The 24327-nt window shown below is 73.8% G+C and carries 18 protein-coding genes and 1 pseudogene; 6 read left to right on the top strand and 13 right to left on the bottom strand.

Annotated features, from left to right (window positions below; translation table 11 throughout):
• Positions 1–43: 43 nt before the first annotated feature.
• Positions 44–2242, top strand: coding sequence for a germacradienol/geosmin synthase (locus ACIGXE_RS16865; RefSeq protein WP_399747941.1), 2199 nt, complete (start codon positions 44–46; stop codon positions 2240–2242).
• Between the two features lie 54 nt (positions 2243–2296).
• Here ACIGXE_RS16865 and ACIGXE_RS16860 read toward each other — a convergent pair whose 3' ends face one another.
• The 9 genes from ACIGXE_RS16860 to ACIGXE_RS16820 all read right to left on the bottom strand — a co-directional run bounded on the left by ACIGXE_RS16860 (position 2297) and on the right by ACIGXE_RS16820 (position 11496).
• Entirely contained in the window at positions 2297–2662 is a 366-nt protein-coding gene (locus tag ACIGXE_RS16860) for an RNA-binding S4 domain-containing protein (RefSeq protein ID WP_399747939.1), read from the bottom strand.
• Between the two features lie 18 nt (positions 2663–2680).
• Positions 2681–3181, bottom strand: a complete 501-nt coding sequence (locus tag ACIGXE_RS16855) for a hypothetical protein (RefSeq protein WP_399747937.1) — start codon at positions 3179–3181, stop codon at positions 2681–2683.
• Positions 3182–3230: 49 nt separating this feature from the next.
• Positions 3231–6341 carry an ATP-binding protein gene (locus tag ACIGXE_RS16850; RefSeq protein WP_399747935.1) on the bottom strand — a complete coding sequence of 1037 codons (3111 nt, stop codon included), beginning with the start codon at positions 6339–6341 and terminating at the stop codon, positions 3231–3233.
• Positions 6342–6477: 136 nt separating this feature from the next.
• A complete protein-coding gene (locus ACIGXE_RS16845; protein ID WP_399747934.1) occupies positions 6478–6873 on the bottom strand; it encodes an ACT domain-containing protein in 396 nt (131 codons plus the stop codon).
• Between the two features lie 75 nt (positions 6874–6948).
• The gene (locus ACIGXE_RS16840) at positions 6949–7197 is read right to left on the bottom strand and encodes a DUF397 domain-containing protein (RefSeq protein ID WP_399747932.1); all 249 of its coding nucleotides are present in this window, start codon (positions 7195–7197) and stop codon (positions 6949–6951) included.
• A 91-nt stretch (positions 7198–7288) separates the two neighbouring features.
• Positions 7289–8470, bottom strand: coding sequence for a thiolase domain-containing protein (locus ACIGXE_RS16835; RefSeq protein WP_399747930.1), 1182 nt, complete (start codon positions 8468–8470; stop codon positions 7289–7291).
• The gene (locus ACIGXE_RS16830) at positions 8463–9533 is read right to left on the bottom strand and encodes a thiolase domain-containing protein (RefSeq protein ID WP_399747928.1); all 1071 of its coding nucleotides are present in this window, start codon (positions 9531–9533) and stop codon (positions 8463–8465) included. Before ACIGXE_RS16830 ends, ACIGXE_RS16835 begins: the two co-directional genes overlap by 8 nt.
• Positions 9530–10489: a Zn-ribbon domain-containing OB-fold protein gene (locus ACIGXE_RS16825; protein ID WP_399747926.1), complete on the bottom strand. Its 960-nt coding sequence runs from the start codon at positions 10487–10489 to the stop codon at positions 9530–9532. Before ACIGXE_RS16825 ends, ACIGXE_RS16830 begins: the two co-directional genes overlap by 4 nt.
• Before the next feature lie 59 nt (positions 10490–10548).
• Positions 10549–11496 carry a crotonase/enoyl-CoA hydratase family protein gene (locus tag ACIGXE_RS16820; protein WP_399747925.1) on the bottom strand — a complete coding sequence of 316 codons (948 nt, stop codon included), beginning with the start codon at positions 11494–11496 and terminating at the stop codon, positions 10549–10551.
• Positions 11497–11682: 186 nt separating this feature from the next.
• Between ACIGXE_RS16820 and ACIGXE_RS16815 the strand changes: the two genes are divergently transcribed.
• Complete coding sequence (locus tag ACIGXE_RS16815) at positions 11683–13314, top strand: acyl-CoA synthetase (RefSeq protein WP_399747923.1); 1632 nt, start codon at positions 11683–11685, stop codon at positions 13312–13314.
• Between the two features lie 15 nt (positions 13315–13329).
• On the opposite strand, the gene ACIGXE_RS16810 is transcribed toward ACIGXE_RS16815, so the two are convergent.
• Entirely contained in the window at positions 13330–14850 is a 1521-nt protein-coding gene (locus ACIGXE_RS16810; RefSeq protein WP_399747921.1) for an alpha/beta fold hydrolase, read from the bottom strand.
• Positions 14851–14917: 67 nt separating this feature from the next.
• Here ACIGXE_RS16810 and ACIGXE_RS16805 point away from each other — a divergent pair, with 67 nt between their 5' ends.
• Positions 14918–15808 carry a pentapeptide repeat-containing protein gene (locus tag ACIGXE_RS16805; protein ID WP_399747919.1) on the top strand — a complete coding sequence of 297 codons (891 nt, stop codon included), beginning with the start codon at positions 14918–14920 and terminating at the stop codon, positions 15806–15808.
• 116 nt (positions 15809–15924) lie between these two features.
• Here ACIGXE_RS16805 and ACIGXE_RS16800 read toward each other — a convergent pair whose 3' ends face one another.
• Positions 15925–16701, bottom strand: coding sequence for a GNAT family N-acetyltransferase (locus tag ACIGXE_RS16800; RefSeq protein WP_399747917.1), 777 nt, complete (start codon positions 16699–16701; stop codon positions 15925–15927).
• A gap of 415 nt (positions 16702–17116) precedes the next feature.
• Between ACIGXE_RS16800 and paaK the strand changes: the two genes are divergently transcribed.
• Entirely contained in the window at positions 17117–18406 is a 1290-nt protein-coding gene (gene paaK, locus ACIGXE_RS16795; RefSeq protein ID WP_399747915.1) for a phenylacetate--CoA ligase PaaK, read from the top strand.
• Positions 18407–18446: 40 nt separating this feature from the next.
• Positions 18447–18827 carry a VOC family protein gene (locus ACIGXE_RS16790; protein ID WP_399747913.1) on the top strand — a complete coding sequence of 127 codons (381 nt, stop codon included), beginning with the start codon at positions 18447–18449 and terminating at the stop codon, positions 18825–18827.
• Between the two features lie 13 nt (positions 18828–18840).
• On the opposite strand, the pseudogene ACIGXE_RS16785 reads toward ACIGXE_RS16790, so the two are convergent.
• Positions 18841–20360, bottom strand: a pseudogene (locus ACIGXE_RS16785) (fatty acyl-CoA synthetase).
• A 156-nt stretch (positions 20361–20516) separates the two neighbouring features.
• Here ACIGXE_RS16785 and ACIGXE_RS16780 point away from each other — a divergent pair.
• Complete coding sequence (locus ACIGXE_RS16780; protein WP_399747911.1) at positions 20517–22982, top strand: penicillin acylase family protein; 2466 nt, start codon at positions 20517–20519, stop codon at positions 22980–22982.
• Here the strand turns inward: ACIGXE_RS16780 and ACIGXE_RS16775 are convergent.
• Positions 22972–24087, bottom strand: coding sequence for a calcium:proton antiporter (locus ACIGXE_RS16775; protein ID WP_399747910.1), 1116 nt, complete (start codon positions 24085–24087; stop codon positions 22972–22974). The two genes, ACIGXE_RS16780 and ACIGXE_RS16775, sit on opposite strands and share 11 nt — an antisense overlap.
• Positions 24088–24327 lie beyond the last annotated feature (240 nt).

The following is a 24327-nucleotide window of genomic DNA, read 5'->3' as shown; positions in this document are numbered from 1 at the left end:
CTCGGCCGGACGACAGCCCAGCTCACCGGAAGGCCTCCTCGGCATGGCTCAGCCCTTCGTTCTGCCGGATTTCTATGTCCCGTATCCGGCGCGGCTCAATCCCCATGTGGAGGCGGCCCGCACGCACACGTGTGCCTGGGCACGGGAGATGGGGATGCTGGAGGGCTCCGGCATCTGGGAGGAGGCCGACCTCCAGGCCCACGACTACGCGCTGCTCTGCTCGTACACCCACCCCGACTGCGACGCGGCGGCGTTGTCCCTCGTCACCGACTGGTACACGTGGGTCTTCTTCTTCGACGACCACTTCCTGGAGACCTTCAAGCGTTCCCAGGACCGTGCGGGCGGCAAGGCGTATCTCGACCGGCTCCCGCTCTTCATGCCGGCCGACCCCGCGGCGGGCATGCCCGAGCCGGCCAACCCGGTCGAGGCGGGTCTCGCCGACCTGTGGCGGCGGACCGTGCCGTCGATGTCGGAGGCCTGGCGGGTGCGGTTCGCCGAGGCGACCGAGCACCTGCTGTACGAGTCGCTCTGGGAGCTCGACAACATCCACGAGGGCCGGATCGCCAACCCCGTCGAGTACATCGAGATGCGCCGCAAGGTGGGCGGTGCGCCCTGGTCGGCCGGGCTGGTGGAGTACGCGGCGGGCGCCGAGGTACCGGAGCGGGTGGCGTACTCCCGGCCGCTGCGCGTGCTGCGGGACGCGTTCTCGGACGCGGTGCACCTGCGCAACGACCTCTTCTCGTACCAGCGTGAGGTGGAGGACGAGGGCGAGAACAGCAACGGCGTGCTCGTCCTGGAGAAGTTCCTCGGCTGTACGACGCAGGAGGCGGCGAACGCCGTGAACGACCTGCTGACCTCGCGGCTGCAGCAGTTCGAGAACACGGCGCTGACCGAGGTGCCCGCGCTCTGCGTGGAGGAAGGCCTCGGCCCGGCGGAGGCGGCCGCGATCACCGCGTACACCAAGGGCCTGCAGGACTGGCAGTCCGGCGGTCACGAGTGGCACCTTCGCTCCAGCCGCTACATGAACGAGGGCCTGGTGAAGGGGACTTCGCCGTTCGACGGGGTGATCGGCACCTCCGCGCTCGACATCAGGAACCTGTTCGGACGGCCGGCCGCGAGCCGGCTGCGCACGCTCACCCACGAGCCGCACCAGCGGGTCGGCCCCTCGCTGCTCCCGGACTTCGACCTGCCGTACGCGCTCTCGCTCAATCCGCATCTCGACGGGGCGCGGCGGCACACGGTGGACTGGGCGGAGCGCATGGGGCTCCTGAACGACATCTGGGACCGGCGGCTGGCCGAGGGCTTCGACATCGCGCTCTGCTCGGCGGGACTCGACCCGGACGCCGCGGCGGAGGAGCTGGAGCTGAGCGCCGACTGGCTGATCTGGGGCACGTACGCGGACGACCACTACCCGATCTTCTTCGGCCGCCCGCGCGCGCTCGCCGCGGCGAAGCAGCAGACCGAGCGCCTCAAGTCCTGCATGCCGACGGCCGATCCGGCCTCGGCGGCGGCCCTCGCGGAGCGCCCCATCGAGCGCGCGCTGGCCGACCTGTGGCTGCGCACGGCCGGGCCGATGAGCGAGGCCGCCCGGGCGCAGTTCCGTGCCGCCGTCGACGTCATGCTGGACGGCTGGATGTGGGAGCTGCACAACACGGCCCAGCACCGGGTGCCCGACCCGGTCGACTACATCGAGATGCGCCGCAGCACCTTCGGCTCCGAGCTGACCACGCTGATGTCCCGGCTGCGCCGCCCCGAGGTCCTGCCGGAGGAGATCTTCCGGACGGGTACGGTGCGTGCCCTGGCGAGCTCCGTCATGGACTACGGGGCCATGGTCAACGACCTCTTCTCGTACCAGAAGGAGATCGAGGTCGACGGCGAGCTGCACAACCTGCTGCTCGTGGTGCAGAAGTTCTTCGACTGCGACTACCCGGCGGCGGTGTCGATGGTCGACGACCTGATGCGGGGGCGCCTGCGCCAGTACGAGCACCTGAAGAAGCACGAAGTGCCGCTGCTGTTCGAGGACTTCGAGCTCGACGCGGCGGGCCGCGCGGCCTTCCGGGGCTATCTGCGGGAGCTGGAGGACTGGCTCGCCGGGCTCCTGCACTGGCACCGGAACGTGCGGCGTTACGGGGCGGAGGACGTCCACGCGGGCGCCGGGACCTCGTGGGCGCGCCGGGGTCCGCGGGGCCTCGGGACGTCGGCGGCCCGGCTGGCGGCGACGTACGGGGCGCTCGTGCCGTAGCCGGATGCGACGGGCCCCCGGGTGCGATGCCCCGGGGGCCCGTCGTCGTTTCCGTTACGGCCGCGGGCCGCGCAGCTGGTCGAGTTCGCGGCGGTCGCGCTTGGTGGGGCGGCCGGCGCCCCGGTCGCGCACACCGGCGACGGCCACGTGTTCGCGGGGCGGCGGGGGCGGGCTGTTGTCGACGTAGGCCTCGGCCGCCGCGGGCGGGCCGACCCGCTTGGTGAGCAGCTGCTTCACCTCGACGATCCGCTGGCGGCCGCCGTGGAAGAGGCGGACCTCGTCGCCCGGCTTCACGGGCTGGGCGGGCTTGGCCCGCTCCCCGTTGACCTTCACGTGCCCGGCCCGGCAGGCCGCGGCGGCCTGGGAGCGGGTCTTGGTGAGCCGGACGGCCCAGATCCAGCTGTCGACGCGTGCGCTCATCGGCCCCCCGCCTCCCGGTCAGCCCTGCTGGAACAGCTCGGCGGGCAGCGGCTTCAGCAGCGCGTACAGGTCGTCGGTGATGGGCCGGTCCCAACTGGCGATGGTGACCAGGACGTTGTCGCTGCGGTCGAACTGCACGCAGGAGATGCGGCTCTCGGAGAGCTTGAGGCGGCGCACGATGAGCAGGTTGTCGCCCTGCATCACCGGCACGTCCTCGCGGTCGAGCACCTCGACCGGCTCGTCGTTCTCCAGGGCGGCCAGCAGCTGGGCCACCTCGAAGGGGATCTGCCCGTCGGCGAGCTCACGCGCCGGGGAGCCCTCGGGCAGATTGCCGATGATCATCGCGGGGCCGCGGCCGCCGAACAGGTCGTAGCGGAGGAACACGCCCTGGCAGCTGCCGTCGGGTGCCGGGAGCAGGCCGGCGCCGAGATTGCCGGGCCAGTCCCCGGGGTCCATGGCCAGGACGTCGAAGTCCGGACCCGCGGGTGTGGCGGCGCTGCGGCGGCGGAGGAAGGACATACCGCCATGGTACGTGGCCCGGCGCGCGTCGCGGCGCGCCGGGGCGGCGTCAGCCTGCTCCGCCCCGGAGTGCCTGGGCGAGTCCGGCGCGGTCGGTGCCGAGCTTGCGGTAGACGGCGGAGAGCAGGCGGGTGGCGGTGGCCCGGTCGACGCCGAGGACGGCGGCCGGGTCCTGGCCGCGGGCGGTCAGCTCGGCGGCGGTCCGCTCACGGGCGGTGAGCGTGTCGGTGCCGGCCGGCAGCAGCGCGCGGGGCCGCAGCCCGGCGGCGGCGAGCTCGGCCCGCGCGTCCTCGACGAGTCCGTCCGCGCCGCAGCTCTGGGCGGTCTCCAGGCCCCGGTAGAGGTGCCCGGCGGCCTCGTGGGTGCGGCCCGTGCGGCGCAGCGCGGTGCCGAGGGCGACGAGGGAGCGGGCCAGCTCGTACGCGGCGGGCGAGCGGTCGAGCCAGTCGACGGACTCCTCCAGGAGCTTGACCCGCTCGATGTCCGGGGAGACCTCGGCGGTGACGCGGAGCGCCTGGCCGATCGCGGAGGGCGCGCCGTACTGGCGGGCACGGGCCACGGCGGCGAGGGCCGTGTCGCGGGCCCGTCCGGGGGTCTCGCACGCCTCGGCGAGGGCCAGGTGGGACTGCCAGGGGCACCAGGCCGGGTTGCGCATCCCGCGCGGGTCGAGGCGGCGTCCGACGGCGGCGAGCTCGGCGGCGGCCTCCTCGGTGCGCCCGGTGGCGAGGAGCAGTTCGGCGTGCACGGTCTGGGAGTCGGGGAAGGTGACGGCGGCCGGGAAGGGCTCCCCGAAGTCGTGGGTGCGGGCGACCCGCTCGGCCTCCTCCGTACGGCCCCGGGCGAGCAGCACCTCGATCATGACGCCGGTGGCGTACCACTGGGCGGGCGTCCGGGGGCCCACCCGCTCCGCGAGCCGGAGGCCCGCGCGCACGAAGTCCTCGGCCTCGACGAGCCGGCCGCGCCGGTAGCGGATGTAGCCGAGGAGGGTGTACGCGAAGGAGAGGTGGGCGCCACGCCAGCCCTGTCGCTCGAACTCGGCGGTGCCGGCGGCGAACAGCTCCTCGGCGCGGCCGGGCCGGTCGGCGTAGAGGAAGGTGAGGGCGACGAGGACGGGGACCTCGAAGCCGCGGCTCTCGTCGGCCCAGCTGAGGCCGCCCTCCAGGGCGCGCTCGGCGTGGCCGACGGCGACGGCGGACGGTTCGGCGCGCACGGTGGCGTCCCAGGCGCGCAGACCGATGATGTAGCGCTCGGTGAGGTCGCGGCCGGTGAGCCGGTCGGCGAGCCGGGCAAGCCGGCGGGAGCGGGCCGGCGAGTCGGGCTCGTCGGCGCGGAAGGCGTCCCACATGAACTTCTCGGACTGCATGCGCAGCCGGCTGCGGGCGTCGGTGGTGAGCCGGGACTCGTGGCCGAGGAGCTCGGAGGCCTCGACGAGCCGGTCGCTGTGGGCGAGGACCTGGGAGAGCCGGTAGACGATGCCGTGCCGCAGGGCGGGCTCGGCGACCGGCTCCTCCAGGGCGGCGCGCAGGTGGTTGACGGTGGTGGCGGGCTCGGTGAGGAGGGAGGCGCAGCCGAGCTCGAAGAGGACGGCGGCCCGCTCGTCGCGGTCGGGGGGCTCGCGCAGGGCGCGGGCGAGATAGCGGCGGGCGGTGTCGGGGGCGCCCGCCCGCAGGGTCTCCTGGGCGGCGGCGCGCAGGTTCTGGACCACCCACGGGTCGCCCTCGGGATGGGTCTCGACGAGGTGGCGGGCGGCGGCGGTGGGGCCGAGCCCGGCGTCGACGACGCACCAGGCGGCCTGGCCGTGCAGGGCGACGCGGGTGGCGGCGGGGATGGCGTCGTAGACGGCGGTGGCGATGAGGGGGTGGACGAACTCGAGGGTGTCGGTCTCGTCGTCGGGCGCCTCGGCGAGGACGCGGGCGCGGCGCAGCAGTCCCGCGCTGCGGGCGACCTCCTCGCCGCCGAGTCCGGCGACGGCGCCGGCGAGCTGCGGGGAGATCTCGGTGCCGAGGACGGCGCAGGCCCAGGCGAGCCGGACGGTGGCGGTGCCGAGCCGCTCGATCTGGGCGATCAGGCCGCTGCCCTTCGCGGCGGCGGCGAGGTCGCGCAGCGCGGGGGCCCGGTCGGCGACGGGCTCCAGGCCCCGGTCGCGGATCCTGGCGGCGAGCTCGACGGCCTCGAAGGGGTTGCCGGAGGTGACGGCCCAGCACTCACGGCAGAAGGCGTCGTCGGCGTGGGCGCCGACGCGGTCGCGCATCAGCCGGGCGATGGCGGTCGAGGTGAGGGGCTCCAGGCCGAGCGGCCGCTGGCCGGACCGGCGGCCGGTGAACTCCTGACCGGACTCGGGGAGTTCGTCCGGGCGGTAGGCCACCACGAGCAGCATGGGCAGCTCCTCGGCCCGCGGCGCGAACGCGGAGAGCCAGCCGAGCGACTCGGGGTCGGCCCAGTGCGCGTCGTCGAGGACGACGACGAGCGGGGCGCGGCGTACCGCGAGATGGGTGAGCACCCAGTCGAGCCCGTCCCGCAGGCCCTGCGGGTCCGGCGGCGCGCCCTCGGCGGCGGTGCACAGGCCGAGCGCGGGCCCGACGATGTCGTACCAGCTCCCGAGCCGCTCGCGCAGCTCGGTCCGGGAGGCGGCGGCGAGCTGCGGCTGCAGCAGCTGCCGCGCCACGTGGAACGCGACCCGCTGCTCCTGGTCGCCGCCGCGCGCGGACAGCACCGTGCACCCCTTGGCGGCGGCCCGCCGCCGGATCTCGGCGAGCAGCGTGGTCTTCCCGAGGCCGGCGGGCGCGGCGTACGCGAGCACGCCGCCGCGCCGGACACCGCGGCCGCGCCGTCCCCCGTCGCTGCCGGTCCCGCCGCCCCGCACCACGCGCAGCAGGGGCGCGCCGGGCGCCTGCCGGGGGCGGGGGACGCGCGCGACCCCTCCGTCGGTACCGACCGCCGCCTCGGTCCCGACGGCCCCCTCGGTGCCGGCCCCCTCCTCGGCGCCGACGGCCCCCTCGGTGCCGGCCCGCTCCGCGGCGGCTACCGCCTCCTCCGGCCACGACGCCCCCACGCCGTGGCCCGTCAGCAGGTTCAACGCTTCCTCTGCCGCCGCGAGTTCCGCCTCGCGCTCGATGAGGCCGAAGCCTCGGCCGGCCGGTCCGCCGGTCTGTGCTGCCATGGTCCACCCCACCCCACGCTGGGGGCGCACACCCGGCGCACAAGGGGTGCGTCGGGGTCGCGGCCCCACGAAAACCCCAGCGTACGCCGGGCAGCGCCCCAGAGGAGGAAGATTGTGCAGCTTGTGTGAAAGGGCCTCAGAATCGCCGTGCGAGCGCCTCCAGGACCGCCAACGCCTCCTCGGCCCGGGCGTGTTCGACGAAGAGGTGGTCGTGGTGGAAACCGGCGACGACGTTGCAGCTGAGCCCGGCCTCGGCGAGGGCTCCCGCGACGGCCGCCGTCAGGCCGACGGCGTCGAGCGCCGAGTGGACCCGCAGGGTGATCCAGCCGGCCACGTAGTCGTACGCCAGCGAGGCCGCGTCGGCGTCCTCCTGGCGTACGACCATCGTCAGGCCCTCGCGCTCGGCGACGGTGACGACCGGGGCGAGGCCCGCCGGAGCCGGGCCGTCGACGGTGGTGAAGACGTAGCCGCCCGGGTGGAGCTCCGGCCGCATCCCGGCGAGCAGCCGGGTCAGATCACGTTCCGCGTGCATGATCACCACCCTAGGGCGGTCCCTGGGGGACGGCTCCCCGTCCCGCGCCGGTCAGGCGGGATTGGCCGCCCCGGTTCAGGTCAGGTCGAACTCGCCGTCCCGCGCGTTCACCACGAACGCCCGCCACTCCGCCGGGGTGAACACGATGGACGGCGCCTCCGGCCGACGCCCGTTGCGCATCGCTATGAAGCCCTCGACGAACGCGATCTGGACGTCCCCCACGCCCTGGCTGCCGGAGCGCCAGTCCGCCTGTGACAGGTCGAGGTCCGGAAGGTCCTGCGCCGACCAGGCGTGCTGGGTCATGGTGCTGTCCGTCACGTCCATGCTCCTCTCGGGTCTTCCCACGCATCGTGCGTCACGCTGCGCTGTGCGTCCGGGCCTCAGCGTAGCGAGCGCTCCGGGGCGCCGACAGACCTCAGACCGTGGGCGGCCGGTCGCCGACGAGCCACATGGAGAAGAACTGCGCGCCCCCTCCGTACGCGTGTCCGAGCGCCGTGCGCGCCCCCTCCACCTGGTGCTCGCCGGCCTGGCCCCGTACCTGGAGGGCGGCCTCCGCGAAGCGGATCATGCCGGAGGCCCCGATGGGGTTGGTGGACAGCACACCGCCGGAGGGGTTCACGGGCAGGTCGCCGCCGATCTCGGTGACGCCCGCCTCGGTGAGCTTCCAGCCCTCGCCCTCCTCCGCGAAGCCGAGGTTCTCCAGCCACATCGGCTCGTACCAGGAGAACGGCACGTACATCTCGACGGCGTCGATCTGGCGGCGCGGGTCCGTGATGCCCGCCTGACGGTAGACGTCGGCGGCGCAGTCCCGCCCGGCCTGCGGCGAGACGAAGTCCTTGCCGGCGAAGAGAGTGGGTTCGCTGCGCATCGCACCGCCGAGCATCCAGGCGGGTGGCCGGGGCGAACGGGCGGCGCCCGCCCGGTCGGTGAGGATCATCGCGCAGGCTCCGTCGGACGACGGGCAGGTCTCCGAGTAGCGGATGGGGTCCCAGAGCATCGGCGAGGACTGCACCTTCTCCAGGGTGATGTCGTGCTCGTGGAGATGGGCGTACGGGTTCCTGAGCGCGTTGCGGCGGTCCTTGTAGGCGACGAGGGAGCCGATCGTGTCGGGGGCGCCGGTGCGCCGCATGTAGGCGCGTACGTGGGGGGCGAAGAAGCCGCCCGCGCCGGCCAGCAGCGGCTGCTGGAAGGGGACGGGCAGCGAGAGGCCCCACATGGCGTTCGACTCCGACTGCTTCTCGAAGGCGAGGGTGAGGACGGTGCGGTGGACCCGGGCGGCGACGAGGTTCGCGGCGACGAGGGCGGTGGAGCCGCCGACGGATCCGGCGGTGTGGACGCGGAGCATCGGCTTGCCGACCGCGCCGAGCGCGTCGGCGAGGTAGAGCTCCGGCATCATCACGCCCTCGAAGAAGTCGGGGGCCTTGCCGATGACGACGGCGTCGACGTCCGCCCAGGTCAGCTCGGCGTCGTCCAGGGCGCGCCGGGCCGCCTCGCGGACGAGCCCGGCGAGCGAGACGTCCCGTCGGGCGGCGACGTGCTTCGTCTGGCCGATGCCGACGATCGCGACGCATTCCTTCGATGTGGCGGCCTCAGGCATGCGAGTCCCCTTCCAGGACGGCGACCAGGTTCTGCTGGAGGCAGGGCCCGGAGGTGGCGTGGGCGAGGGCGCGGTCGGAGGCGCCGCGGTGGATGCGGGCGGCGGCCTCGCCGAGCCGGATGAGGCCGGCGGCCATCATGGGGTTGGCCGCGAGGGCGCCGCCGGACGGGTTGACGCGGACGTCGTCGCCGAGGCGCAGGGCCCTGCGCAGGACGACCTCCTGGGAGGTGAACGGCGCGTGCAGTTCGGCGGTGTCGAGAGGGCCGGCGGTCGCGTCGAAGGCACCGGCTCGCTCGGCGGCGAGCCGGGTGGAGGGCGAGTCGGTGAGGTCGCGGACGCCGAGGGAGTGGGCCTCGATGCGGTGGTCCATGCCGGTGATCCAGGCGGGCCGGGCGCACAGGGCGCGGGCGCGCTCACCGGTGGCGAGGACGACCGCGGCGGCGCCGTCGCCGACGGGCGGGCAGTCGCCGGTGCGGAGGGGGGCCACGAGGTGGTCGCCCTGGGGCCGTGCCCCGGGGAGCTGGGCATGCGGATTGGCGGCGGCGTCCTGGCGGCTGCGGGTCGCGATCGAGGCGAGCGCGGGCTCGTCGGTGTGTCCGGCGTCGATCAGGGCCTGCGCCTGGAGGGCGGCGAGGGCGACGGAGTCGGGCCACAGGGGGGCCACGTAGTACGGGTCGAGCTGGCGGGTCAGCACGTCGCGCACGGAGCCGGGCGAGGACTTCCCGTACGCGTACACGAGCGCCGTGTCGGCCTCTCCGGTGAGCAGCTTCACCCAGGCCTCGTAGAGCGCCCAGGCGCCGTCCATCTCCACGTGGGACTCGGAGATGGGCGGCCAGGCGCCGACGCCGTCGAGGGCCATGGTGAAGGAGAAGGCGCGTCCGGCGAGGTAGTCGGAGGAGCCGGAGCAGGTGAAACCGATGTCGGAGGTCCTCAGGCCCGTCTGGCGCAGCACCTCGTGCAGGACCGGCATCACCATCTCGACCTCGGAGAGGTCGTCGGTGCGGCGGGTGTGGTCGGTCTGGGCGAAGGCGACGATGGCGACGTCCCGGCGTGCTGCGGTCACAGGAGCTCCTTGTACGTGTCGTAGTCGGCGTCCGGCTCTCCGCTCGGGCGGTAGTGGTCGGGGTAGCGGCCGCCCTCGCTCCACACGGGCTCGACCCGGAGCCCCATGCGGACCTGGTCGTACGGGATGCCGGCGATCCGGCCGTGCAGGGCGAGGCCGGCGCCGTCGAGGGCGATGTGGGCGTAGACGTACGGGACCTCGATGTCGAGGTTCTTCGCCTTGATGTTGACGATGCAGAAGGTCGTGACGGTGCCGCGCGGGCCGACCTCGACCCGCTCGGTGGTCGCGACGCCGCAGGTGGGGCAGGCGCCGCGGGGCGGGACGTAGACCTTGGCGCAGGACGGGCAGCGCTCGCCGACCGTGCGTCGTTCGGCGAGGGAGCGGAGGTAGGCGGTCTGGGCGCGCCCCGGGCTGTAGGTGTAGTCGAGCCGGGCCGCGGCGACGATGCCGGTGACGGGCTCGGCGAAGTCCGCGGCGTGCGGGCGGGGTTCGTGTCGCGCCGCCGGGGCGTCCTCGGCCGGCTCGAAGCAGGCGATGTCGGTGATGGCGCCGTGCCGTTCGGCGGCCCAGCGGATCCTGACCCGCAGGCCGGTGCGTACGGCCTCGGGCCCGGGGACGTCGAGGGCGTGCAGGAGGGCGGTGTCGGCGCCGTCGAGACGGACGAGCACCCAGGCGAAGGGGGTCGCGAGCGGCTGGCCGCGGCGGGGCTCGGGGTTCCAGGCCCAGGTGGTGACGGTGCCGGTGTCCCCGACCTCGACGAGTTCGCGTAGTTCGGCGGCGGTCTCGGGGTCGTACTCGACGGGCGGCACGAGCACGCGTCCGGCCTCGGTGCGCACGCCGAGCGGGACACGCTCGCGCAGGCCGGTGAGGAAGGCGGACTGGACCGGCCCGAGGGAGCGGGTGAAGGGGAACTCGACGACGAGCGGGGCGCGGAGGGTTTCGAGGGCGTCGGTCATGCTGGCTCCTGACTGGGTGGGCGGGGGCGGATGCGCCTGCGGCGGGGCCGTTCCGCGGGTCACTCCCGGCGGTAGACCGGCGGGCGCTTCTCGGCGAAGGCCTGGGCGCCCTCCTTCGCGTCCGCCGTGGCGAAGATCGGCCAGCCGCGCTCGAGTTCCGCGGCCAGGCCCTCCTGCTCCGTCATCTCGGCGGTCTCGTAGACGGACGCCTTGACGGCCTCGACGGCGAGCGGCCCGCAGGCGTTGATCCGTTCGGCGATCTCCAGGGCGGTCTCCAGGGCGGTGCCGTCGGGGACGACCCGGCCGACGAGACCGATGCCCGCGGCCTCCTCGGCGGTGTACGGGCGGCCGGTGAGGAGCATTTCGAGGGCGTGGGTGCGCGGGATCTGGCGGGGCAGCCGGACCGTGGAGCCGCCGATCGGGAAGAGGCCGCGCCGGACCTCGAAGAGGCCGAAGGTGGCGGAGGCGCCGGCCACCCGGATGTCGGTGCCCTGGAGGATCTCGGTGCCGCCGGCGACGCAGTGGCCCTCGACGGCGGCGATGACCGGCTTGCGCGGGCGGTGGTGCCGCAGCATGGCCTTCCAGTGCAGGTCGGGGTCGGCCGTCATCCGGTCCCGGTACCGGTCGCCCGCCATGCCCTTGCCGGCGAGCGCCTTGAGGTCCATGCCGGCACAGAAGGAGCCGCCGGCGCCGGTGAGGACGACCGAGCGGATCGTGTCGTCGGCGTCGGCCGCCAGCCAGCCGTCGTAGAGCCCGACGAGCATCGGCAGCGAGAGCGCGTTCATGGCCTCCGGCCGGTTCAGGGTGAGGACGAGGGTGGCGCCTTCGCGTCGTACGTCGAGGTGTTCGGTGCCGCGGACGGTGGCACGGGAACCGCCGGCGCCGTCCCTCGCGGAGGTGCCTGACGTCTCCGACGTGTCTGCCGTGCCTGGGGTGCCCGACGTGTCTGCCTTGGCGTGTGTGTCGCCCGTGTCTGCCGTGACGTTCGTGTCGCCCGCGTCTGTCATGTCCGCCGTCTCCCGACTCCCGGCTCCATTTCTGGAACAGGTTGCAGTAGTGGCGGATCCAGTTCAATAGTTTTCTGACACTCAGTCAGATTCTTCTGCGCACCCCCTTCCCACCTCCGCCGGTCGGCGCTCTAATGACCGCCCAGTGACCGACGGGGTCAGTCCGGGCCAGGATCAGGAGGAACGGTGGAGTACAACCTTGCCGACCTGTTCGAATCGGTCGTCGACGTGGTCCCGGACCGCGAGGCGCTGGTGTACGTCGACCACCCGGGCACCGGGGCCGAGCGCCGGCTGACCTACGCCGAGCTCGACGCCGCCGCCAACCGGCTCGCCCACCACCTCGTCGACTCGGGCCTGCGCCCCGGCGAGCACCTCGGCCTCCACCTCTACAACGGCGTCGAGTACCTGCAGACCGTGCTCGCCTGCCTCAAGGCCCGGCTCGTGCCGGTCAACGTCAACTACCGGTACGTGGAGGAGGAGCTGGTCTACCTCTACCGCGACGCCGACCTGGCCGCGCTCGTCTTCGACGCCGAGTTCACCGAGCGGGTCGCGGCCGCGCTGCCGCAGACGGAGAAGCTGCGGCACCTCGTGCGGGTGGGGACCCCGCGCGAGGGCGCCCCCGCTCTCGACTGCCTCGCGTTCACCGAGGCGGAGGCGGCCGGTTCACCGGAGCGCGGTTTCGCGCCGCGCTCGCCCGACGATCTCTTCGTCATCTACACCGGCGGCACCACGGGCATGCCCAAGGGCGTGATGTGGCGCCAGGAGGACCTGTTCTTCGCCGGCCTCTTCGGCGGCGACCCCAGCGGCGAGCCGGTCAAGCGCCCGGAGGAGCTCGCCGAGCGGGTCGCCGCGGGCGGCGCGGGGCTCACCTTCTTCCCCACTCCCCCGCTGATGCACGGCACGTCCACGCTCACCTCGTTCATCGCCTTCAACTACGGGCAGCGGGTGGTGATCCACCGCAAATACGTGCCCGAGGAGGTGCTGCGCACCATCGAGAAGGAGAAGGTGTCGAGCGTCTCGCTGGTCGGCGACGCGATGCTGCGGCCCCTGGTCGACGCCCTGCACGGACCGCTCAAGGGCACCGACCTGTCGTCGCTCTTCAGCCTCTCCTCGTCCGGGGCGATCATGTCGGACACCGTGCGCGACCAGTTCCGGGCCCTCGCCCCGCACGTGCTGCTGCTCAACAACTTCGGCTCGTCCGAGTCGGGCTCCAACGGGCGCGCGACCGACGACTCGGGGCCCGCCAAGGGCTTCCGGCTGCACGTCAACGAGCGCACCCAGGTCGTCGACCCGGCCACCCACGAACCGGTCGGCGTCGGTGAGATCGGCCGCCTCGCCCAGCGCGGCCACGTGCCGCTCGGCTACTACAACGACCCCGCGAAGACCGCGGAGACCTTCTTCCGGAAGGGCGACGAACGCTGGGTCCTGCTCGGCGACATGGCCACCGTCGACGAGCAGGGCATCGTCACCGTCCTCGGCCGCGGCTCGCAGTGCATCAACACCGGCGGCGAGAAGGTCTACCCGGAGGAGGTCGAGCAGGCGCTCAAGTCCCACCCGGACGTCTACGACGCCCTCGTCGCCGGCGTACCGGACGCCCGGTGGGGCAACCACGTGGCGGCGGTCGTCCAACTGCGGGACGGCGCGGCGCCCCTGGACCTCGCGGCGGTCCAGGCCCACTGCCGCACCCGCCTCGCCGGCTACAAGGTGCCGCGCCAGCTCGTCCTCACCGACACCGTCCAGCGCTCCCCCAGCGGCAAGGCGGACTACCGCTGGGCCCGGTCGGTGGCGGTGGAGGCGGACGCCGAGGCGGGGGCCTGACCGAGGCCCCGCCCGTCAGACGCCGAACGTCCGCAGGGCGGCCAGGAACCCGGCCGAGCGCTCGGTGTGCACCAGGTGTCCGCCGTTCAAGGTCACCAGCAGGCCGTCCTGGACCAACTCGGCGAGCTCCGCGAGCCGGTCCTGCGGCAGATGGCTGGAGGGGCCGCCGCCGATGACCAGGGTGGGGGCGGTGATCCTCCCGAGCCGCTCGCGCCACTCCGGGTCGGGGTCGTTCAGCTCGGCGTCGGTGGCGCGCACGACCGCCCAGTCCAGGGCGACCGGCTCCTCCGGTGGGTCCTTCGGGCCGCGCGGCGGGTCCAGGGGGACGAAGCACGGAGGCTCCTCCAGGACGAGCCGGCCGATCAGGTCCGGTTCGCGCTGGGCCAGCAGACAGGCGGCGCCGGCACCCATCGAGTGTCCGACGACGGTGACCCCGTTCAGGCCGAAGGCCTTCAGGAAGCCGGCCAGTTCGTCGCGGAACACCGGGAAGCCGTAGTGCCCGGGCCAGTCGCTCAGTCCGTGGCCGCGCAGGTCGAGGGCGTACACCCGGCGGTCGGCCGCCAGCTCCGCGGCGATCCCGGCCCAGTCCGCGCTGTCGGCGCCCCGCCCGTGCACCAGAACGACCGGCTCGGCGTCCTCCGGGCCGCTGACCCGGTAGGCGAGGCGGACGCCGTCGACCGTGACCGTGCGGACGTCCGGGTCGAGGAAGGCGACGACCGGGCGCAGGAAGGCGCCCGCGTCGTCGAGCCACGGGAAGTGTCCGGCGGCCGGCTGGACCGCGACCTCGGCGTGGGGGAAGCAGGCGGCGATCTCGGCGGCCTTCTCCGGCGTGGGGCCCGCGTCGTACCCGCCCGCGAGGACGAGGACGGGCGCGGTCAGCCGGCGCAGCGCACGCCGGGTGGCCTCGGGGTCGAAGGCGCCGTCCCCGTAGTAGGCGCGCGCCGCGGCCCAGTTGGTCTGCTCCCGGACGCGGGCCGCGTGGGCCTGGGCGGCCGCGTCCCAGCGGCCGTAGGCGAAGGGCATGACGATCGCCGCGGCCTCCTCCGGCGGGGTGGAGGCGTCGAGGGAGTCCAGGGCAGCCCGGGCCTCCGGGTACCAGGGCGCGCCCGCGTGGACCTCGGCGGCCCTGTCCCACTCCTCGTCGGTGACCGCGACGCCGACCGCCCGGCCGCCCGGGGTGACCAGGGCGAGGGAGCCGATCCGGTCGGGGTGCGCGGCGGCGTACAGGGTGGCCAGGTTGCCGCCGGCGGAGTGCCCGAGGAGGTCGATCCGCTCGAGACCGAGGTGGGCGCGGAAGGCCTCGACGTCGGCGACCTGGCGGTCGCAGCGGTAGCTCGTGGGGTCGGCCGGCACGGCGCTGCCGCCGGTGCCGCGCGCGTCGAGCACGAACAGGGTGCGGTGTGCGGTCAGTCCCCCGAGGTCGCCGAGGTAGTCCGCGTCACGCATGGGGCCGCCGGGCAGCACCAGCAGGGGTTCCCCCGTGCCGCGCACCCGGTAGGAGAGTTCCGTTCCGTCGTACGTCGTGAACTGAGGCATGCCGCCGATCATCGCCGCGTGGAACGAAGCGCGGCAACCGGGTTCGCCGAGGGCGCGATACGGTGGGATGTCCGCCTCCACCAGCGAAGGAAGCCGCTCCACCGTGTCCGAGACCCGTCCGTCCGAGCCCCGTCGGGCCGAGCTTCCCCAGGTCGAGCTGCGCGGCGACTGCGCGAACTGCTTCGGACTGTGCTGTGTCGCCCTCCCCTTCGCCCGGTCCGCCGACTTCGCGGTCGACAAGTCCTCGGGCGAACCCTGCCGGAACCTCCAGGAGGACTTCCGGTGCGGCATCCACACCCGGCTGCGGGAACGCGGCTTCCCGGGCTGCACGGTCTACGACTGCTTCGGGGCCGGCCAGCAGGTCTCCCAGGTGACCTTCGGCGGGGTGTCCTGGCGGGAGGCGCCGGACACCGCCCGGCAGATGTACGAGGTGTTCCCGGTGATGCGCCAGCTGCACGAGCTGCTGCGCTACCTCGCGGAGGCCCGGGCGCTGACCGCGACCCGCCCGCTCCACCGCGACCTCGACCGGGCCCTGGCCCGGGTGACCGCGCTGACCGAGGGTTCGGCGGACGAGCTGGAGAAGCTGGACGTCGCTCCCGTACGGGCCGAGGTGAACCCGCTGCTCCTCAAGAGCAGCGCCCTCGTCCGCGCGGCCGCCGGCGGACGGCCGAAGAACAAGCGCGGCGCCGACCTCCTCGGGGCCCGGCTGCGCGGGGCGAAGCTGCGGGGCGCCGACCTGCGCGGGGCGCTGCTCATCGCGGCGGACCTGAGCGGGGCGGACCTGTCGCTCGCCGATCTGATCGGCGCGGACCTGCGGGACGCCGACCTGTCGGGCGCGGACCTGACCGGCGCCCTCTTCCTCACCCAGCCCCAGCTGAACGCGGCCCGCGGCGACGCCGCCACCCGCCTCCCGGAGGGCTTCGAGCGCCCGGCGCACTGGGCCCGGCCGAGCGCGTAGGAGTCTCCCGGGCGTGGAGATGTCCCGCCCGGGCTCAGAGCGGTACCGCCAGGTCCTGTCGTCGAACTTCCGTCGTTGCCCGGAGGGCGGGGCGGGCGGGAGTTCGACGACAGGACCTAGACCGCGTACAGGTAGGGAGTCGTCGTCGTGAGCTCGGTGAAGCCCAGGCGGGCGAGGATCGGGCGGCTGGTCGGGGCCGCGTCGACCTGGAGGTAGCGGTAGCCGCGTTCGGCGGCGATCCGGGCGCGGTGCGTGACCAGGGCGCGGTAGATGCCCCTCCCTCGCCAGGCGGCGACGGTGCCGCCGCTGTACAGGCCCGCGAAGTCGCTGTCCGGCGGGAGGTCGAGGCGGGCGGCGCTGACGGGGACGCCGTCGGCGAGGGCGACGACGGCGGCCACGGTGCCGGGCGCGGCGGCGAGCCGGTCGAGGAGGCGGCGGCCCATGTCCGTGCCGTCCGTGCCGAAGGCCTGGTCGTGCACCTCCACCACCATCCGTACGCCGGCCTCGTCGGTGACGGCGCGCAGTTCCACACCCGCCGGCAGCCCTTCGTGGGCGGGCAGGGCGGTCGCTTCGGCGACCATCAGGGTCTCCTCCTCGTCGGCGGTGAAGCCCGCGGCGAGGAGGCGTTCGGCGAGGTCGGCCGGGCCGTCGTGGCCGTACAGCTTCCATTCGAAGGAGTGGCCTGCGGCGCGGAAGTGGCGGATCTGGGCGGCGATGGCCGCGTCGGCGTCGTGCGGGCCGAGGCCGGACCAGAGGACCCCGTTCCAGGCGTGCGCGGGACCGGTCTGGCGGACGACGGGTCCGTCGCGTTCGACGCGGTCGCCGGGTCCGTCGGGGCGGGCGCCGAGGCGGAGCTGGCGGTCGTAGTGCAGGCGCAGGGCGGTGATGTCCATGGCCTCCACCCCAGCATCCGCCGGGACGCCCGCGCCACTCGATTACGGGAGGCGCGGCCCGGGCTCGGGCGCGCTCGCGGGGTCGGGAGCGGCGTCCTCCGCCGATCCTCCGCCGCGCCCGTTCCCCCGCCCAGCGCGGTTTCCGCACCACCGGGTCGCATCCCACCCGAATGTGTGATCTTCTCCGCGCGTCGCCCCGCCGTGGGAATAACGTCGGTGTGGGCGGCCCGGCTGGGGTGCCGGGCCGCCTGTCCGCCGGGGGTGCCGCTCAGGCTCGAGAAAACCCGTCCCAGCCTCTTGCCAAGCCCCGGGTGGGGACGGTTTTACTGGCCTCGCGAAGATCTACCGAATGATCGGTCGTCCGTTTTACGACGGACGGCGCGGTGGTACGGGCGTGAGGGCGAGGGAGTGGCGCATGACTGACCTGCTGGACGCGGGCGAGCGGCTCGGCCGCGGCGAGCTGGAGGCGCTCCAGCTGGAGCGGCTGCGCGCGACCCTGCGGCACGCCTACGACAACGTGGCGTTCTACCGGCGGTCCTTCGACGCGGCGGGGGTCCGGCCGGAGGACTGCCGCACGCTCGCCGACCTGGCCCGTTTCCCCTTCACCGCCAAGACGGACCTGCGCGAGCACTACCCGTTCGGGATGTTCGCCGTGGAGCAGTCGGAGATCCGCCGCATCCACGCCTCCAGCGGCACGACCGGGCGGCCCACCGTCGTCGGCTACACCCAGCGGGACCTCGACACCTGGGCGGACGTGGTCGCCCGCTCCATCCGGGCGGCGGGCGGCCGGCCCGGCCACAAGGTGCACGTCGCGTACGGCTACGGGCTGTTCACCGGCGGGCTCGGCGCGCACTACGGGGCCGAGCGGCTCGGTTGCACGGTGATCCCGGCCTCCGGCGGCATGACGGCCCGCCAGGTGCAGCTGATCCAGGACTTCCGGCCCGAGATCATCATGGTGACCCCCTCGTACATGCTCACCCTGCTCGACGAGTTCGAGCGCCAGGGCGTCGATCCGCGCACCACGTCCCTGAAGGTGGGGATCTTCGGTGCCGAGCCGTGGACGGAGGCGATGCGCCGGGAGATCGAGGAGCGCTTCGCCATCGACGCCGTCGACATATACGGGCTCTCCGAGGTGATGGGCCCGGGCGTGGCGCAGGAGTGCGTGGAGACCAAGGACGGCCTGCACATCTGGGAGGACCACTTCTACCCGGAGATCGTGGACCCGGTCACCGGCGAGGTGCTGCCGGACGGGGAGGAGGGCGAGCTGGTCTTCACCTCCCTGACGAAGGAGGCCATGCCGGTGGTGCGCTACCGCACCCGCGACCTGACCCGGCTGCTGCCCGGGACGGCGCGGGTCTTCCGGCGGATGGAGAAGGTCACGGGCCGCAGCGACGACATGGTGATCCTGCGCGGGGTGAACCTCTTCCCCACCCAGATCGAGGAGATCGTGCTGCGCACCCCCGCGGTGGCCCCGCACTTCCAGCTGCGGCTCACGCGCGAGGGCCGGCTGGACGCCCTGACGGTCCGGGCGGAGGCCCGGCCGGACGCGACGCCCGAGGAGCGCGACGATGCCGCGCGGGCGATCACGAAGGCGGTCAAGGACGGGATCGGGGTGTCCGTCGCGGTCGAGGTGGTCGACCCGGAGACCCTGGAGCGCTCGGTGGGAAAGATCAAGCGGATCGTGGACCTGCGGAGCGAGCGCTGACCGAGGTCGCTGCGTAGCCTGGAGGGAGGAGGTGGTGGCGATGCTGTCGGACTCCCCCATAGCCGCGATCATTCCGGTCAACGACATGGCCCGCGCCAAGCGCTTCTACACCGAGACCCTCGGCCTCACCCTGATCAAGGAAGCACCCGAGGACACCAGGCTGGACACCGGTGGCACGACGATCGGTCTCTACGAGACGCCGTACGGCGGCCAGGCCTCGCACACGCTGGCGAGCTGGAAGGTCGCGGACCTCGACAGCGAGATGTCGGAGCTGCGTTCGAAGGGCGTCACGTTCGAGGACTACGACCTGCCGGAGATCAAGACGGTCGACGGCGTGGCCGAGACGGACACCATGCGGGGCGCCTGGTTCAAGGACAGCGAGGGGAACATCCTCTGCGTGATGGAGGAACGCGACGGCTGACGCCGTTCACCCTTCATGAGGCGCCGTAGCGGTCGCGCAGTTCGCGCTTGAGGATCTTGCCGCTGGCGTTGCGGGGAAGCTCGGCCACGAACAGCACCCTCTTGGGGGCCTTGAAGTGGGCGAGCTTCTCGCGTGCGTGCGCCAGGAGTTCCGCCTCGGTGACGTCGTGCCGCGGGACGACGAAGGCGGTGACCGCCTCGATCCAGCGGGCGTCGGGAAGGCCCACGACCGCCGCCTCGGCGACCGCGGGGTGGGTGTAGAGGGCGTCCTCGACCTGGCGTGAGGCGACCAGGACGCCCCGGAGTTGATGACGTCCTTGACGCGGTCGACGACCGTGAAGTAGCCCTCGGCGTCGCGGACCGCGAGGTCGCCCGAGCGGAACCAGCCGTCCCGGAAGGCTTCGCGCGTCTCCTCCGGCTTGTCCCAGTAGCCGGTGCACAACTGGGGTGAGCGGTAGACGACTTCGCCGGGGGTGCCGTCCGGCACGTCCTTGCCGTGCTCGTCGACGACACGCGCCTCGACGTGGCGGACGGGCCGGCCGCAGGAGTCCATCCGGCCCTCGTGCTCGTCGGGGCCGAGGACGGTGGCGAGGGGGCCGATCTCCGACTGGCCGAAACAGTTGTAGAAGCGCAGGGCGGGCAGCCGCGCGCGCAGTCCTTCCAGGACCGGGACGGGCATGATCGAGGCGCCGTAGTAGGCCTTGCGGAGGGCGGAGAGGTCGCGGACGGCGAAATCGGGGTGATTGGCGAGCCCGATCCAGACGGTCGGCGGGGCGAACAGGCTGTCGCAGCGCCCGGATTCGGTCAGGTCGAACAGGAGCGCCGGGTCGGGTCCGTCGACGATGGTGTTCTCGGCGCCGACCGCGAGGTAGGGCAGCAGGAAGACGTGCATCTGCGCCGAGTGGTACAGGGGCAGCGAGTGCACCGGCCGGTCGTCCTCGTGCAGGTCGAGGGCGTCGATCGCGCTCGCGTACTCGTGGACCAGGGCCCGGTGGGTCATCATGGCACCCTTGGGCAGGGCGGTGGTACCCGAGGTGTAGAGCAGTTGGACGAGCTCGCCCGGGTCCCGGTCCGCCTCGTACGGCTCCGGGTCGGCGAGCGCCGCGAGGAACGAGTCCTCGGCATCGCGCAGGGCCCGTACGGCGAGGCCGGCGGGGACGCGGTCGGCGAGCGCCGGATCGGCGAGCACGAGGGAACTGCCGGACTGGCGCAGGATGTAGTCCAGGTCGTCGCCGGTGAGGTGGTGGTTCACCGGCACGTGCACGAGGCCGGCGCGGGCGCACGCGAGGAACGCGATCAGGTAGGCGTCGGAGTTGTGGGCGTAGGTCGCGACCCGGTCGCCCTCCGCGAGGCCGGCGCCGTGCGCGGGGTCGCGCAGGAGGGCGGCGGCGGTGGAGACGGCCGCGTCCAGTTCGGCATAGGTCCAGGCACGGTCCGCGTAGCGCACGGCGGTCCGGCCGGGGACGCGCCGGGCGCTCAGGCGCAGCACGCCGTCGACGGTGAGAGTGGTCAGGCTGCGCTGTCCTCGGTCCATGGCTGAAGATCCTCGGCGGGGCCGGGCGGCCGGTCAAGTACCCGGTCGCGGTCGCGTCCCTCGTCCGGCGGATATCGAACAGGATGTTGACAAAGCAAACGCTTAGCTGCCTGGATGGCCCAACCCGCTTTGCACGCAAGCTCGTTGGGAGGCACGTTGCACTTCCGCACCCTGTTCCCGGCCCGGTCGAGACGCCTCGCGCCGGTCGGCGCCGCCCTCGCCGTCGTCATCGCCTCACTGCCGGCCGCGGCCGTCGCCGACGCGGGGGACCGCGCCCACCACCCGTCGGACCGTGGCCTCTCGGCGGTCATCCGGTACACCGAGTACGGCATTCCGCACATCGTCGCCGGGGACTACGCGGGCCTCGGCTTCGGCACCGGCTGGGCCCAGGCGGCGGACCAGGTCTGCGTCCTGGCCGACGGCTTCCTGACCGTGAACGGCGAGCGCTCCCGGTACTTCGGAGCCGACGCCGCGCCGGACGGCTCCCTGTCGTCGGCGACGAAGAACCTCTCCAGCGACCTGTTCTTCCGCGGGGTGAAGGACGCGGGGACGGTCGAGGCGCTGCTCGCCACGCCCGCCCCGGCCGGGCCGAGCCGGCAGCTCAAGGACCTCATGCGCGGCTGGGCGGCCGGCTACAACGCCTGGCTGCGGAGGAACCGCGTCACGGATCCCGCCTGCGCGGGGGCGGACTGGGTCCGCCCCGTCACCGCGCTCGACGTGGCGCGGCGCGGCTGGGCGGTCTCCGTGCTCGGCGGCCAGGGCCGGGGCGTGGACGGCATCACGGCGGCCCGGCCGCCCGCCGGGCCGGCGGCGCCGGTGGCGCCCTCCGCCGCGGGGTCCCACCCGGCTTCCGGAGCTCCTTCGGCGCCGGGGCCCTCCTCGGCGGCGGAGGTCCCCGACCCGCTCCGTACGGCCGAGGCGGCCCGTGAGCTGTTCGCCGCCGAGAACGCGACGATGGGCTCCAACGCGGTCGCCTTCCACGGCGCCACCACGGCGAACGGGCGCGGGCTGCTGCTCGGCAATCCGCACTACCCCTGGCAGGGCGGCCGCCGCTTCTGGCAGTCGCAGCAGACCATCCCCGGAGAGCTCGACGTCTCCGGCGCCTCCCTGCTCGGCACCACCGTCGTCAACATCGGCTTCAACGACAAGGTCGCCTGGAGCCACACCGTCGCCACCGGCGTCCCGCTCAACCTGCACCAGCTCGCGCTCGACCCGGCCGACCCCACTGCGTACCTCGTGGACGGCACGCCGGAGAGGATGACCCCGCGCACGGTGACCGTCGCGGTCAAGGACGGCGCCCCGGTCGCCCGTACCCAGTGGTGGACCCGGTACGGACCGGTCGTCACGGGGCTCGGCGCCTCCCTGCCGCTGCCGTGGACGGCGACGACGGCCTTCGCGCTCAACGACCCGAACGCCGCCAACCTCCGCGCCTCCGACACCGCCCTCGGCTTCGCGAAGTCCCGCTCCGTCCAGGACATGGCGGACGCGCTGGCCCGCACCCAGGGGCTGCCGTGGGTGAACACCGTCGCCGCCGACGCGGCCGGGCACACGCTCTTCACCCAGGCGCAGGTGCTCCCCCGGATCACCGACGAGCTGGCCCGGCGCTGCTCCACCCCGCTCGGCCGCGCCACCTACCCGGCCGCGGGCATCGCGGTGCTCGACGGCTCGCGCGGCGACTGCGCGCTCGGCTCCGACCCGGACGCCGTGCAGCCGGGGGTCTTCGGGCCCTCGCGGATGCCGGTGCTGCGGGACGCCCCGTACGTGGAGAACTCCAACGACAGCGCCTGGCTGGCCAACGCCGACCGCCCGATCACCGGCTACGAGCGCGTCTTCGGCACCGTCGGCACCCCGCGCTCGCTGCGCACCCGCGGCGGCGTCGAGGACGTCGCGGCGATGGCCGGGCGCGGCGCTCTCACCGTGGCCGACCTGCAGCGCCAGCAGTTCGCCAACCGGGCGCCGGCCGGCGACCTGGCGGCGGCGGACGCCGCGAAGGCGTGCGCGGGCGTGCTCGCCGACGATCCGGAGGCCTGCCGGGTGATCGGCGCCTGGGACCGGACGGTGAACACGGACAGCCGGGGCGCGCTGCTCTTCGACCGCTTCTGGCGCAGGTTCACGGCCTCGGCGCCGCCCGCCGAGCAGTGGCTGGTGCCGTTCTCGGCCGCCGACCCGGTGCGTACCCCGCACACCCTCAACACGGGCTCCCCCGCCTTCGCCAAGGCCCTGAAGGACGCCGTGGCGGAGCTGCGGGCGGCCGGGATCGCGCTCGACGCGCCGCTCGGGCAGCACCAGTTCGTGGTACGGAACGGGGCGCGCATCCCGGTGAGCGGGGGCACGGAGGCGCTGGGCGTGTGGAACAAGGCGGAGCCCGTGTGGAATCCGGCGGGCGGTGGCTACACCGAGGTCGCGCACGGCACGAGCCACGTCCAGGCGGTGGGCTGGGACGGCGGCCGCTGCCCGGTGGCCCGCACGCTCCTGACGTACTCCCAGTCCTCGGATCCCGGCTCGCCGCACTACAGCGACCAGACACGGCTGTTCTCGGGCGAGCGCTGGGTGACCTCCCGCTTCTGCGAGAAGGACATCATGCGCTCGCCCGGTCTGAGGATCGTGGTCGTCAAGGGCTGAACGACAGGAACACGAAGGCGGCGAAGATCGACAGATGGACGCCGCCCTGGAGGAGCGTGGCCCGTCCGGGCACCACGGTCAGGGCGCTCACCACGGCCGTGAGCACGAGCAGCACCATGTGGAGGGCGCCCAGGCCGAGGACCAGGGGGCCGTCGAGCCAGATCGAGGCGAGCGCGATCGCGGGGATCGTGAGCCCGATGCTGGCGATGGCGGACCCGTAGGCCAGGTTCATGCTGGTCTGCATCCGGTCCCGGCGGGCCGCCCGCACGGCGGCCAGGGTCTCGGGGAGCAGCACCATGAGGGCGATCACGACACCGACGACGGCCTTCGGCAGGCCGGCGGACTGGACGCCGTCCTCGATGGTGGGCGAGACGAGCTTGGCGTTGCCGACGACGGCGACGAGGGCGACCACGAGCAGGCCGAGGCTGAACCAGGTCTCGCGGGCCGTGGGCGGCTCCGCGTGGGCGTCCTCCGTGTCCCTACGGTCCTGGTCGTCCTGGGCGGGCCGTGGCACGGGCAGGAAGTAGTCGCGGTGGCGGACGGTCTGGACGGCGACGAACACCCCGTAGAGACAGAGCGAGGCGACGGCGGCGAAGGTCAGCTGCGCGGAGGAGAACTCGGGGCCGGGGTGGCTCGTGGTGAAGGTCGGCAGCACCAAGGTCATGGTCGCGAGGGTGCAGACGGTGGCGAGCGCGCCACCGGAGCCCTCGGCGTTGAAGACGGCGACCCGGTTGCGCAGCGCGGCCACGAGCAGGGAGAGGCCCACGATGCCGTTGCAGGTGATCATGACGGCGGCGAAGACGGTGTCGCGGGCGTAGGTGGCGGTCTTCTCCCCGCCTCCGGCCATCAAGGTGACGATGAGTCCGACCTCGATGACGGTGACGGCGACGGCGAGCACGAGGGAGCCGTACGGTTCGCCGACCCGGTGGGCGACGACCTCGGCGTGGTGGACCGCGGCGAGCACGGCGGCGAACAGGCACACCGCGATGAGCCCGACCGCGAAACCCGGTAGGTCGCGCCCCCAGCCGAGGGCGAGGCCCACGGCCGCGACGACCGGCCCCCAGGTGGTCCACTGGCGTGTCAGTCCTGCCGTACTCGAACTCATGCCCTGAATCCTGCCACAACAGGGAGGAATGCCTTCCGTTCGCCGCATACCGCGCGGACCTGCGCGGACCTGCGCGGACCGTGCGGATCCGTGCGGAGCTGACCGGCACTCAGCAGCGCAACGCCCGCCCGGCTCCGGAGATACCGGGGCCGGACGGGCGGGAGGCGGTCCCTGGCGGCGCGGGGCGGTGCCTGGCTGAGCCGGGTGACGTCGGGCGGTGCGGGGTGACGTCAGGCGATG

The organism is Streptomyces sp. NPDC053431, from assembly GCF_044544925.1.
In the GTDB taxonomy this organism is placed as follows: Bacteria; Actinomycetota; Actinomycetes; order Streptomycetales; family Streptomycetaceae; genus Streptomyces.
This window is presented reverse-complemented; position numbering and strand designations above follow the sequence as displayed.

Excerpts from the sequence above, each read along its gene's own strand:
- ACIGXE_RS16825 (WP_399747926.1), bottom strand. The coding sequence starts at position 10,489 with ATGACCGACGCCCTCGAAACCCTCCGCGCCCCGCTCGTCGTCGAGTTC.
- ACIGXE_RS16855 (WP_399747937.1), bottom strand. The coding sequence starts at position 3,181 with ATGTCCTTCCTCCGCCGCCGCAGCGCCGCCACACCCGCGGGTCCGGAC.
- ACIGXE_RS16805 (WP_399747919.1), top strand. The coding sequence starts at position 14,918 with ATGTCCGCCTCCACCAGCGAAGGAAGCCGCTCCACCGTGTCCGAGACC.
- ACIGXE_RS16800 (WP_399747917.1), bottom strand. The coding sequence starts at position 16,701 with ATGGACATCACCGCCCTGCGCCTGCACTACGACCGCCAGCTCCGCCTC.
- ACIGXE_RS16775 (WP_399747910.1), bottom strand. The coding sequence starts at position 24,087 with ATGAGTTCGAGTACGGCAGGACTGACACGCCAGTGGACCACCTGGGGG.
- ACIGXE_RS16845 (WP_399747934.1), bottom strand. The coding sequence starts at position 6,873 with ATGCACGCGGAACGTGATCTGACCCGGCTGCTCGCCGGGATGCGGCCG.
- ACIGXE_RS16810 (WP_399747921.1), bottom strand. The coding sequence starts at position 14,850 with ATGCCTCAGTTCACGACGTACGACGGAACGGAACTCTCCTACCGGGTG.
- ACIGXE_RS16790 (WP_399747913.1), top strand. The coding sequence starts at position 18,447 with ATGCTGTCGGACTCCCCCATAGCCGCGATCATTCCGGTCAACGACATG.
- paaK (WP_399747915.1), top strand. The coding sequence starts at position 17,117 with ATGACTGACCTGCTGGACGCGGGCGAGCGGCTCGGCCGCGGCGAGCTG.
- ACIGXE_RS16850 (WP_399747935.1), bottom strand. The coding sequence starts at position 6,341 with ATGGCAGCACAGACCGGCGGACCGGCCGGCCGAGGCTTCGGCCTCATC.
- ACIGXE_RS16865 (WP_399747941.1), top strand. The coding sequence starts at position 44 with ATGGCTCAGCCCTTCGTTCTGCCGGATTTCTATGTCCCGTATCCGGCG.
- ACIGXE_RS16860 (WP_399747939.1), bottom strand. The coding sequence starts at position 2,662 with ATGAGCGCACGCGTCGACAGCTGGATCTGGGCCGTCCGGCTCACCAAG.
- ACIGXE_RS16820 (WP_399747925.1), bottom strand. The coding sequence starts at position 11,496 with ATGACAGACGCGGGCGACACGAACGTCACGGCAGACACGGGCGACACA.
- ACIGXE_RS16840 (WP_399747932.1), bottom strand. The coding sequence starts at position 7,197 with ATGGACGTGACGGACAGCACCATGACCCAGCACGCCTGGTCGGCGCAG.
- ACIGXE_RS16835 (WP_399747930.1), bottom strand. The coding sequence starts at position 8,470 with ATGCCTGAGGCCGCCACATCGAAGGAATGCGTCGCGATCGTCGGCATC.